This window comes from Variovorax paradoxus (assembly GCA_016806145.1).
GTDB lineage: Bacteria > Pseudomonadota > Gammaproteobacteria > Burkholderiales > Burkholderiaceae_C > Variovorax.
In genome coordinates, this window is the sequence record CP063166.1 from 6656053 (window position 1) to 6666455 (window position 10403).

At 70.0% G+C, this 10403-nt stretch carries 11 protein-coding genes; 1 reads left to right on the plus strand and 10 read right to left on the minus strand.

What is annotated here, in order from left to right; genetic code table 11:
• Window positions 1–9: 9 nt before the first annotated feature.
• Genes lptC through INQ48_31150 form a run of 3 tightly spaced genes read right to left on the minus strand, consistent with a single transcriptional unit; the run spans window position 10 to window position 2212 of the window.
• Window positions 10–666 carry an LPS export ABC transporter periplasmic protein LptC gene (lptC, locus tag INQ48_31140; GenBank protein ID QRF57676.1) on the minus strand — a complete coding sequence of 219 codons (657 nt, stop codon included), beginning with the start codon at window positions 664–666 and terminating at the stop codon, window positions 10–12.
• Window positions 663–1211 (minus strand): HAD hydrolase family protein, encoded by a 549-nt coding sequence (locus tag INQ48_31145; protein ID QRF57677.1) that lies wholly within the window; start codon window positions 1209–1211, stop codon window positions 663–665. The genes lptC and INQ48_31145 overlap by 4 nt, the downstream gene beginning before the upstream one ends.
• Window positions 1211–2212, minus strand: a complete 1002-nt coding sequence (locus INQ48_31150; protein QRF57678.1) for a KpsF/GutQ family sugar-phosphate isomerase — start codon at window positions 2210–2212, stop codon at window positions 1211–1213. The genes INQ48_31145 and INQ48_31150 overlap by 1 nt, the downstream gene beginning before the upstream one ends.
• 123 nt (window positions 2213–2335) lie before the next feature.
• On the opposite strand from INQ48_31150, the gene INQ48_31155 reads away from it, so the two are divergent.
• Entirely contained in the window at window positions 2336–4321 is a 1986-nt protein-coding gene (locus INQ48_31155) for a cation:proton antiporter (protein ID QRF57679.1), read from the plus strand.
• A 12-nt stretch (window positions 4322–4333) separates the two neighbouring features.
• Here the strand turns inward: INQ48_31155 and INQ48_31160 are convergent, their stop codons facing one another.
• The 7 genes from INQ48_31160 to rpmH form a co-directional block, all read right to left on the minus strand.
• Window positions 4334–5281 carry a zinc ribbon domain-containing protein gene (locus INQ48_31160; protein ID QRF57680.1) on the minus strand — a complete coding sequence of 316 codons (948 nt, stop codon included), beginning with the start codon at window positions 5279–5281 and terminating at the stop codon, window positions 4334–4336.
• A gap of 76 nt (window positions 5282–5357) precedes the next feature.
• Window positions 5358–5819: a cyclic nucleotide-binding domain-containing protein gene (locus tag INQ48_31165; GenBank protein ID QRF57681.1), complete on the minus strand. Its 462-nt coding sequence runs from the start codon at window positions 5817–5819 to the stop codon at window positions 5358–5360.
• A gap of 106 nt (window positions 5820–5925) precedes the next feature.
• Window positions 5926–7344: a tRNA uridine-5-carboxymethylaminomethyl(34) synthesis GTPase MnmE gene (mnmE, locus tag INQ48_31170; GenBank protein QRF57682.1), complete on the minus strand. Its 1419-nt coding sequence runs from the start codon at window positions 7342–7344 to the stop codon at window positions 5926–5928.
• 76 nt (window positions 7345–7420) lie between these two features.
• Window positions 7421–9109, minus strand: coding sequence for a membrane protein insertase YidC (yidC, locus tag INQ48_31175; protein QRF57683.1), 1689 nt, complete (start codon window positions 9107–9109; stop codon window positions 7421–7423).
• Window positions 9106–9393 carry a membrane protein insertion efficiency factor YidD gene (yidD, locus tag INQ48_31180; protein ID QRF57684.1) on the minus strand — a complete coding sequence of 96 codons (288 nt, stop codon included), beginning with the start codon at window positions 9391–9393 and terminating at the stop codon, window positions 9106–9108. Before yidD ends, yidC begins: the two co-directional genes overlap by 4 nt.
• The gene (locus INQ48_31185) at window positions 9390–9812 is read right to left on the minus strand and encodes a ribonuclease P protein component (GenBank protein QRF60970.1); all 423 of its coding nucleotides are present in this window, start codon (window positions 9810–9812) and stop codon (window positions 9390–9392) included. Before INQ48_31185 ends, yidD begins: the two co-directional genes overlap by 4 nt.
• 86 nt (window positions 9813–9898) lie before the next feature.
• The gene (gene rpmH, locus INQ48_31190) at window positions 9899–10033 is read right to left on the minus strand and encodes a 50S ribosomal protein L34 (GenBank protein ID QRF57685.1); all 135 of its coding nucleotides are present in this window, start codon (window positions 10031–10033) and stop codon (window positions 9899–9901) included.
• Window positions 10034–10403 lie beyond the last annotated feature (370 nt).

The following is a 10403-nucleotide window of genomic DNA, read 5'->3' on the forward strand; positions in this document are numbered from 1 at the left end:
GCGCGGCGCTCAGCGCTTGCCCGCGGGGGCCTTGGCCGCGGGCACCTTGGCCGAGGGCATCATCGTGCCGCGCACGCGGCCGTTGAGGTTGGCGATGCCGGTCAGGTTGTCGTAGTCCATCGTGTCGGCGGTGAACTGATCGGTGCCGCGGATCAGCGTGACGGGCTTGTTCGACTGCACGCGCTCGGTGTCGAGGAAGGCATGCAGGAAGTCGCCGCGGAACTCCAGGCGCGGCGAGGCCTTGCCGCTGGCGCCGACAGCCGCGTCACGGATCACGACCGCGTTGCCGAACAGCTGGATCTCGCTGCCATCGGAGTTCGACAGCCCGCGGTTGGCGGTGGCGTGGGTGGTGAAGCCCTGCGGCGACACCGAGCGCATGCGCACCTCGTCGACCTCGATGGTGTCGGTGTCGGGGTAGTGCCGGCCTTCCTTGCCGAACAGCTCGCTGCGCAGGTCGCCGCTGGGCAGGAAGTTCTTGATGACGAAGCCGCGCATGAAGTAGTCGGGCTCGTGGGTGGGCGCGACCTTGGCGGTGGGCTCGAGCAGCTTGGGCGCGTTGCGCACCAGCCAGTAGGTGCCGAGCGCGACCGCGGCCGTGAGGATGATCGGCAGGTAGATGGTGACGCGATCGAAGACGTCGCGCAGGAGGTTCCAGGCCTGCTTCATAGCGCGGTGTTCCGTGCGACGTCGAGCAGGCGCCGGTACTGTCCGCTGGCGGTGACCAGCAGGTCGCAGAATTCGCGCGCCGCGCCTTCGCCGCCGCGCGCGCGGGTCACGTAGCGCACGGCATCGCGCACCTCGACGTGGGCATTGGCCGGCGCGGCCGCGAAACCCACGCGCCCCAGCACCGGCAGGTCGGGCCAGTCGTCGCCGATGGCCGCGGCCTGCGGCCAGCCGAAGCCCAGCGACTGCAGCATGGCCTCGGCGGCCGGCAGCTTGTCCTCGGTGCCGTAGCGCACGTGCTCGATGCCGAGCGCCTCGAGCCGCACGCGCAGCGGCTTGGAATCGCGCCCGGTGATCACCGCCGGCAGGATGCCCGCCTTGCGCAGCAGCTTCAGGCCGTAGCCGTCGAGGATGCTGAAGCGCTTGAGGGTCTCGCCGTGCTCGGTGAAGTAGACGCCGCCGTCGGTCAGCACGCCATCGATGTCGAAGAAGGCGATGCGGATGTCCTGCGCGGCGAGCAATGTCTCTGGCTGGAATTCGAAGGGCATCAGATGACCTTCGCGCGCATCAGGTCGTTGATGCTGAGGGCGCCGATCAGCAGGCCCGCGGCGTCGACCACCAGCACGCTGGTGATGCGGTGCTGTTCCATCAGCTCGGCCGCCTCGACGCCCAGCGCGTCCGCGCGCAGCGTGCGCGGACCGCGGTGCATGACGTCGGCCGCGGTGAGGCCGCGCAGGTCCCCGCCGGTCTCGACCCTCCGGCGCAGGTCGCCGTCGGTGAAGATGCCGATGGCGCGGCCCTCGGCATCGACCACCGCGGTGGCACCCAGGCCCTTGGAGCTCATCTCGCGCATCAGCTCGCTGAAGCTGGCGCCCGGCGCCACGCGCGGCACGTCGGCGCCGGTGCGCATGAGGTCGCTCACATGCGTGAGCAACTTGCGCCCCAGCGCCCCGCCCGGATGCGAACGCGCGAAGTCCTCCGAGCCGAAGCCGCGCGCATCGAGCAGCGCCACGGCCAACGCGTCGCCCATCGCCATCTGGGCGGTGGTGCTCGCGGTGGGTGCGAGGTTCAGCGGGCAGGCTTCCTTGGCGACACCGGCGTCGAGCACGATGTCGGCATGCCGGGCGAGCGTGGAATCGGCGCGGCCCGTGATCGCGATCAGCGGGACGCCCTGGCGCTTGACCACCGGCAGGATCACCGTGAGCTCCTCGACCTCGCCGCTGTTGGAGATGGCGAGCACGAGGTCGACCGCCTTGATCATGCCGAGGTCGCCGTGGCTGGCCTCGGCCGGGTGCACGAACATCGCCGGCGTGCCGGTCGATGCCAGGGTGGCGGCGATCTTGCGGCCGACGTGGCCGCTCTTGCCCATGCCCATCACGACCACGCGGCCGCGCACCTCGAGGATCTTGCGCACGGCATCGACGAAGCTGTCGCCCACGCGCGCCTTGAGGCCGAGCACGGCTTCGGCTTCGATGTCGAAGGTGGCGCGCGCCCGCGCGAGCATCGCGGCGGGATCGACCACGGGGGGCGTGGGGGGGCTGGAGGGCATCGGCGGATTTTACGGGCCGCGCCCCGCCGCCTCGCGGTTCCCGGCGAGCCCCTACGCCGCGGCCCGGAATGGACCCGAAAGCCCCGCCACGCGCGCACGGCTCTTGCTCTAGCATCGCCCACCATGTCTTCGTTCGATCTCACGCTCTTGTATCTGGTGGCCGCGGTGATCGGCGTGGTGGCATGCCGCTTCCTCAAGCTGCCGCCGATGCTCGGCTACCTGACGGCCGGCGTGCTGATCGGCCCGCATGCGCTGGCGCTGGCGCAGAACTCCGAAGGCATCCGGCACCTGGGCGAATTCGGCGTGGTGTTCCTGATGTTCGTGATCGGGCTCGAATTCAGCCTGCCCAAGCTGCGCGCGATGCGCAAGCACGTGTTCGGGCTCGGGCTGTTGCAGGTGCTGCTGACGATGGCGATCGCCACCGTGGGCGCGCTGCTGATCGCCTCCTTCCTGCCGCCCGACTGGCGCCTGGGCTGGCAGACCGCGCTCGCGCTCTCGGGCGCGCTCACCATGAGCAGCACCGCCATCGTGGTCAAGCTGATGGCCGAGCGGCTCGAGCTCGAGAGCGAGCACGGCAAGCGCGTGATGGGCGTGCTGCTGTTCCAGGATCTGGCGGTGGTGCCGCTGCTGGTGCTGATCCCCGCGCTGGGCGCGCCGCCCGAGGCGCTGGCCAAGGCGCTGGGCTTCGCGCTGCTCAAGGCCTGCCTGCTGATCGGCGTGCTGCTGTACGGCGGGCCGCGCGTGATGCGCTGGTGGCTCACCCTGGTGGCGCGGCGGCGCAGCGAGGAGCTGTTCATCCTCAACGTGCTGCTGGTCACGCTGGGCCTGGCGTGGCTCACCGAGCTCGCGGGCCTGAGCCTGGCACTGGGCGCCTTCATCGCGGGCATGCTGGTCTCGGAGACCGAATACAAGCACCAGGTCGAGACCGACATCCGCCCCTTCCACGACGTGCTGCTGGGCCTGTTCTTCATCACCGTGGGCATGTCGCTCGACTGGCACATCGTGGTCGAGCGCTGGCTGCTGGTGGCGGTGCTGCTGCTGGTGCCGCTGCTGTTCAAGCTCGGCCTCGTGACGCTGCTCGCGCGCAGCCTGGGCGCGACCTCGGGCGTGTCGCTGCGCACCGGCCTGTACCTGGCGCAGGCCGGCGAGTTCGGCTTCGTGCTGCTGACGCTGGCGCAGGAACGCAGCCTGCTGCCGCCCTGGCTGGCCAACCCGGTGCTGGCCTCGATGGTGCTGTCGATGCTGGCCACGCCCTTCATCGTGATGTACAGCAACGCGATCGTGCGCAAGCTGGTGGCCAGCGACTGGCTGCAGCAGTCGCTGCAGATGACCTCGATCGCGCGCAAGACCATCAACACAGCGCGCCACGTGATCATCTGCGGCTACGGCCGCTGCGGCCAGAACCTGGCGCGCATCCTCGAGCGCGAGGGCATCCCCTACATGGCGCTCGACCTCGACCCCGACCGCGTGCGGCAGGCCGCCGCGGCCGGCGACTCGGTGGTCTTCGGCGACGCCGCGCGGCTGCAGGCGCTGATGGCCGCGGGCCTGGCGCGCGCCAGCGCGGTGGTCGTGACCTACCTCGACGTGCCCGGCGCGATGAAGGTGCTGGCCAACACGCGCGCCCATGCGCCGCAGGTGCCGGTGATCGTGCGCACGCAGGACGACCACGACCTCGAGAAACTGCAGGCCGCCGGCGCGACCGAGGTGGTGCCCGAGGCCATCGAGGGCTCGCTGATGCTCGCCAGCCATGCGCTGGCGCTGGTCGGCGTGCCGATGCGGCGCGTGATCCGCGTGGTGCAGGACCAGCGCGACGCGCGCTACAACCTGCTGCGCGGCTACTTCCATGGCGCCGACGACGACAACGCCGACGAGCTCGATCACGAGCGCCTCAACACCTTCACGCTCACGCCGGGCGCGCGCGCCATCGGCCAGACGCTGGAGCGGCTGTCGCTGCAGGGCCTGGGCGTGCGGGTGGCGAGCCTGCGGCGCCAGGACGGCCAGCCGCGCGTGCCGGCCGAGGACACCGTGCTGTCGGACGGCGACACGCTGGTGCTGTCGGGCAAGCCGGCCGCGCTGGCGATGGCGATCGAGCGGCTGCAGAAGGGCTGAGCCCGCCGGGGCTCAGTTCACCAGCGTCGGGTTGCGCTTCTCTTCGTCGAGCTGCTGCTGGCGCCGCACCGCTTCGCACTGGGCGTGGCCGCGGAACTCGGGCTTGGCGCATTGCGCGGCCATGCACTGGGCCCTGGCGATGAAGTTGCGGTCGCCGCACTGCGATTGCGGATCGGCCGGCGCGGCCACCGGGGCCGGCGCGGGGGCTGCCGCGGGTGCTGGCGCTGCCATCGGTGTTTCGGCCGCGGCCGGCGCCGCTGCGGGCGTCGCCGCCTTGCGCGCGGCCTTCGGCGGCGCGGTCGCGGCGGGTTTGGTCACCAGCGCGGGAGACTCCGCCGCGGCCGGCTCGGCGGGTGCCGCCGGGGGCGGTGTTTCTGCCGCCGGAGCCGGCTCGGCAGGCGCGGGCGGCGGTGCCGGTACTGGCGCCGGTTGCTGCGCGGGCGCCACGACGGCCGGCGTGGGCGACGCGGGCGCGGCACCGCGGCCGCCGAAGCCGTACCAGCCCGCCGCGATCATCGCCACGCCCAGCACCAGCAGGCCGACCCAGAGCCACATGCCGCTTCGGCCGGCGGCCGGCTGGGCCGGCTGAGCCTGCGCGCGCTCGCGGCGGCGCGCACGGCGGGCCTCGGCCGATTCGTCGGACGAGGATTCCGGCTTCGGCGCGCGCTTCGGCTTGCCCGCGCCGACCAGCACGGTGCGGTCGGCATCGCCGTCCCGCGGCTGGCCCTTGCCGCCGGGCGTGACGGCGGCCGCGTCGTAGAGCTCGCCGGGAATGGTCGGCGCGCGCAGTTGCGCGGGCGCGGTCGCGGCCCATTCGCGCTCGAAGCGCGTGCTCGGATTGGGCGTGGGCGCGGGCGGAACCGGTGGCGCCGAGGCGGGCGTCAACCGCTCGCCGCAGCGCATGCAGAAGTTGGCGCCCTCGCGGTTCTCCGCGCTGCAGACGGGACAGATCAAGGCCATGTCGAAGTGGGGCAATCCAGGAAGAACATGCTGGCTGGCAAGGGCCGCATGGGGGCTCGTCGTCTCGGGGCGCTGCTCAGGTCACCGCGACCCGCTTGGAGCGGTGCGCCATGCGCTTGGCGATGACGGCGCCGAGCGCCATCGTGAGCTCGAGCGCGAGGTTGGGCTGCCGGTTCGACATCTCGGAGAAGCGCACCGTGGTGAGGCGCCAGACCCGGCCGGCGCCCGTGACCACCACGTTGGCCGCATGCGGCTGGCGCGAGAAGAACGAGCCTTCGCCGACCACCGAGCCTGCGGCGAGCACCGCCAGGCGCATCTGCTCCTTGCTGCTCACGCGATGCACGCTGAGCGCGCCGCTCTCGAGGAAGAAGACCGAGCGGTCCTGCGCGCCCTGGGCGATCAGCACGTCGCCGACGTTGACGTCCTGCGGCTGCAGATACCCGGCCAGCGTGTCCCACTGCTGAACGTTGAGGATCAGCGCAAAGGCATCGTTGCTGGTGTTGTCCGCGATCGCGCGGCTCAGGTTCTGGATCGACATGCTGCTCTCACTCGCCCCCGGGCAGTTCAGCCGGAGTATCCGCGAACGGCCCACATTTCGGCTACAAATGTTTACGCAATAGGGGCGCCGGTTGCGCCGAGTGTCGCTATTTGCCGATACAGAACCGCGAAAAGATGACACCCAGCAGGTCGTCGGCGCCGAACTCGCCGGTGATCTCGTTGAGGGCGTTCTGCGCCAGCCGCAGTTCCTCGGCCAGCAGGTCGAGCGACTGGGCATGGGCCGCCAAATGCTCGGCCGCCAGCGCCAGGTGCATCTCGACCTGGCCCAGCGCCTGCACATGGCGCGCGCGCGCCAGGTACACGCCCTCGGGCACGGCCTGCCAGCCGGCCATGGCCAAGAGCTGCTCGCGCAACGCCTCGATGCCGGCACCGGTCTTGGCCGACAGCGCGATGCCTTCGGCCGGCACGGGCGCCGAGCCGGTCGCGCCGGCCGCGTCGAGCTTGTTCCAGACGTCGAGCACCGGCACGCCCGCAGGCAGCTTCTCGCGCAGGCCGCGCAGGATCTCGGCGTCGGCCGCGGCGTAGTCGGGCGCGGCGGCACGCGTCAGGTCGTGCAGGAACAGCACCGCATCGGCGCTCTCGATCTGGCCCCAGGCACGCGCCACGCCGATCTGCTCCACCTCGTCGCTGCTCTCGCGCAGACCCGCGGTATCGGCCACGTGCAGCGGCACGCCGTGGATCTGGATGGTCTGCGACACCACGTCGCGCGTGGTGCCGGCCACGGCGCTCACGATCGCGAGCTCGGCGCCGGCCAGCGCGTTGAGCAGCGAGCTCTTGCCGGCATTGGGCTGGCCCGCGATCACCACCTTGATGCCCTCGCGCAGCAGGGCGCCCTGGCGCGCGCGCTGCTGCACCGCCGCGAGCTGCGCCTGCAGCCGCGCGAGCTGGCCCGCGGCATCGGCCTTCTGCAGGAAGTCGATCTCCTCCTCGGGAAAGTCGAGCGTGGCCTCGACCAGCATGCGCAGGTGGATCAGCGCATCGCGCAGGGTGTGGATCTCGCGCGAGAAGGCGCCCGACAGCGAACGCCCGGCGCTGCGCGCCGCGGCCTCGGTGCTGGCGTCGATCAGGTCGGCGATGGCCTCGGCCTGGGCCAGGTCGATCTTGCCGTTGAGGAAAGCGCGCTGGCTGAATTCGCCGGGCTCGGCCACGCGCAGGCCCGGCAGCCGGGGGCGGCCGGTGACGGCGTCGGGCTCGGCCGCGGCCTCGAGGCAGCGCGCCAGCAGCAGCTGCAGCACGACCGCGCCGCCATGGGCCTGCAGCTCGAGCACGTCCTCGCCCGTGAACGAATGGGGCGCGGGGAAATGGATCGCCAGCCCATGGTCGACCGCCTCGCCCGCGGCATCGCGAAATGGCAGGTAGGTGGCCTCGCGCGGCTTGAGCGGTCGCGCGCACAGCGCCTCGATCAGCGGCGCGAGTCGCGCGCCCGACACCCGCACGATGCCGACCGCGCCGCGTCCGGAGGCGGTGGCGATGGCGACGATGGGATCGGAGGCGCGGGCGAGCATGGGCGGATTCTTTCAGCAAAAACGACAAGGGGCCGCTCGCGCGGCCCCTCGGGGAAAACGGTGACGCCGCGCCGGCCTACTTGCCGAGCACGCCGAGCCGCTTGTTGATCACCCACTGCTGGGCGATCGACAGGATGTTGTTCGTGATCCAGTACAGCACCAGGCCGGCCGGGAAGAAGATGAACATCACGCTGAAGGCCAGCGGCATGATCCACATCAGCTTGGCCTGCATCGGATCGGGCGGCGTCGGGTTCAGCCAGGTCTGCAGCAGCGAGGTGGCCGTCATCACGATCGGCAGGATGTACCAGGGGTCCGGTGCCGACAGGTCGGTGATCCAGCCGATCCAGGGCGCGTGGCGCATCTCGACCGAGGACAGCAGCACCCAGTACAGCGCGATGAACACCGGGATCTGGATCACGATCGGGAAGCAGCCGCCCATCGGATTGACCTTCTCGGTCTTGTAGATCCGCATCATCTCCTGCTGCATTTCCTGCGGCTTGTCCTTCAGCCGCTCGCGCATTTCCATGATCTTCGGATTGATGGCCTTCATCTTGGCCATGCTCGCGTAGGCCTTGGCGTTGAGCCAGTAGAAGGCGGCCTTGAGCAGCACCACCAGCGCCACGATCGACCAGCCCCAGTTGCCGATCAGGCCGTGCAGCTGGTTGAGCAGCCAGTACAGCGGCTTCGAGATGATCGCGAAGATGCCGTAGTCCTTGACCAGGTCGAGGCCCGGCGCGATGGCTTCGAGCTTCTTCTCTTCCTCGGGGCCGGCGAACAGCGTGCTGTTGACCACCTGGGTCGCGCCCGGGGCGATCTTCGGCAGCGTGGCCACCATGGCGATGGTGTAGAGGTTGTCGCCCAGGTCCTTCACGCGGAATTCGCGCTTCAGGCCTTCGCTGGCCGGGTCGCCGCGCAGCAGCCAGGCCGACACGAAGTAGTGCTGGACCATGGCGATCCAGCCGTCGTTAGCGGCCGGCGGGGGCTCGACCTTGCCCTTGGTGATGTCCGTGAACGCGAGCTTGTGGAACTTCTTCTCGTTCGTGTACGCCGCCGGACCGGTGAAGGTGTTGGTGCCGAACATGGTGCTCGAGGCCACGGTGCCGTGGCGCAGCAGCTGCATGTAGAGCTGCGCGTCGCGCGGCTGGTCGCTCACGTTGACGACTTCATGGCGCACGCCGATGGAGTAGTCGCCGCGGTGGAACACATAGGTCTTGACGTACTTGAGGCCGCCGACCGGCGCGCTCTCGAAGCCGACCTCGAGGGTGTTCTGGCCGTTGGCCATTTCGCGCGGACCGGCCTTGGGCGCCATCGGCGTCAGGTGGTTCGGGAAGCGCTCGCCGGTGTCGACCTGGTTCAGCAGGCCGGTCTGCGCGAGGTAGCGCGTGGCGGGCGAGCCGTTCTCGAACAGCACCACGTGCTTGGTGCGGTCGTTCTCGTCGTACTTGAGCAGCTCGAGGTAGTTGACCGTCGCGCCTTCGCTGTCGATCGTCGCCTTGAACAGGTCGGTGGTGACCGTGACCTGTTCCTTCGGCACGGCGGCCGCGGCCTGCGTGGGCACGGCACCGGCGCTGGCGCCCGGTGCGGCACTGGCGCTGGGCACGCTGCTGCCGGCGGCGCCGGTGGTGGGCGAGGGCGCCGTGACGGCGGGCTTGGTCGAGGGCAGGAAGGTCGGCTTGTTGCCGTTGAAGACCTGCCATTGGTCCCACAGCAGCACCAGCGAGAACCCAAAAATCACCCACAGGATCGTGCGGCGTATATCGTTCATGACGAAGACTTCTTGTCGGAGGAGAGAAGAGACGAAAACAGCGAGCCTGACCGGTCCGTGCGACGCTGTGATTTCGGTGGGACCGGATCGTGCCCGCCCTGGCACCAGGGCTGGCAGCGCGCGATGCGGTGCAGCGTGAGGTAGCTGCCCTTGAGCGCGCCGTGCACCTCGAGCGCCTCGATCGAATAGACCGAGCAGGTCGGCTCGAAACGGCACGACTGGCCGAGCCAGGGGCTCAGCAGCAGGCGGTAGCCTTTGACGAGGCCGATCAGCAGGCGTTTCATGGAGAAGACCGTGCGGGTGGCGCGGCAGGCGCGCGCGCCGGTGCCGGGCGCGCGGCGCGCTCCAGCAACAGTTCGAGCTCGGCCCGCACGGCTCGCTTGAGCCGCTCGGACGAGGCACTCACGAATTCCTTGCGGTCGAAGGCCGACTTCAGGCGAACCACGTGCGCCGCGCGCGGCAATCCCGCGTGGGGCAGGGCGCTCACGCTGTAGATCTGGCGCTTGATCGCATTGCGCGTGACCGCGCGGCGCGCCCAGCGCTTGGGCACCATGGCACCCAGCCAGACGTCGTCGGACGCAAAAAGCTGCGCGCTCGATTCGGAATCGAGCGCGCAGCGATGCAATGCGAAATGGGCAGTGCGGGCCACGGTGGCACCTGCGAGAACGGCCTGGAACTGCGCGCGGGTCTTGAGCCGCTGCATGGGAGCCGGGCTGGACACGCCGCTGGCGCGAGCCGTCGAAGCTGGCCCGGGCGTTCCGGCTGCTGGCAACTGCCGTGGGTCGGGCGTCAGACGGCCAGGCGCTTGCGGCCCTTGGCGCGGCGTGCGTTGATGACAGCACGGCCGCCACGGGTCTTCATGCGGACCAGGAAGCCGTGGGTACGGGCGCGGCGGACTTTGGATGCTTGGTAGGTGCGTTTCATGATGAGATTTCCTGATTCCCCTGTTTCCTCGGCAGTTCCGCGGTCATCGGCCCCTGGGGAATCCATGGGCTCGACGGGCGAGGGCTGCGCGAAAGGCGCTGGGTGCGGTTGGTTCCGGCCTCGTTGGGCTCAGCCGGTGGTTCGGTCGGACCCCGAAAGACGCAAAGAGGTTTTCAGGGAAACCCGCAATTATCGCAAACATTCGGCCCGGCAACAATCTTCGAGCGACTTTGCGGGCCTTTCCCCAGCCGTCCAGGGTATGTGGATAAGGTTTTGACAAGTTAGAATGCGCGGCGCCTTCCAGCAGAGAATATCCACAATACAAACAGCAAAAAAATGGCAGAGGGAACCATCCAAAATCCGAGCGCCC

Coding starts and splice junctions, on each gene's coding strand:
- INQ48_31145 (QRF57677.1), bottom strand. CDS start 1,211: ATGCCCTTCGAATTCCAGCCAGAGACATTGCTCGCCGCGCAGGACATC.
- yidD (QRF57684.1), bottom strand. CDS start 9,393: ATGAAACGCCTGCTGATCGGCCTCGTCAAAGGCTACCGCCTGCTGCTG.
- lptC (QRF57676.1), bottom strand. CDS start 666: ATGAAGCAGGCCTGGAACCTCCTGCGCGACGTCTTCGATCGCGTCACC.
- INQ48_31155 (QRF57679.1), top strand. CDS start 2,336: ATGTCTTCGTTCGATCTCACGCTCTTGTATCTGGTGGCCGCGGTGATC.
- INQ48_31185 (QRF60970.1), bottom strand. CDS start 9,812: ATGCAGCGGCTCAAGACCCGCGCGCAGTTCCAGGCCGTTCTCGCAGGT.
- mnmE (QRF57682.1), bottom strand. CDS start 7,344: ATGCTCGCCCGCGCCTCCGATCCCATCGTCGCCATCGCCACCGCCTCC.
- INQ48_31165 (QRF57681.1), bottom strand. CDS start 5,819: ATGTCGATCCAGAACCTGAGCCGCGCGATCGCGGACAACACCAGCAAC.
- rpmH (QRF57685.1), bottom strand. CDS start 10,033: ATGAAACGCACCTACCAAGCATCCAAAGTCCGCCGCGCCCGTACCCAC.
- INQ48_31160 (QRF57680.1), bottom strand. CDS start 5,281: ATGGCCTTGATCTGTCCCGTCTGCAGCGCGGAGAACCGCGAGGGCGCC.
- yidC (QRF57683.1), bottom strand. CDS start 9,109: ATGAACGATATACGCCGCACGATCCTGTGGGTGATTTTTGGGTTCTCG.
- INQ48_31150 (QRF57678.1), bottom strand. CDS start 2,212: ATGCCCTCCAGCCCCCCCACGCCCCCCGTGGTCGATCCCGCCGCGATG.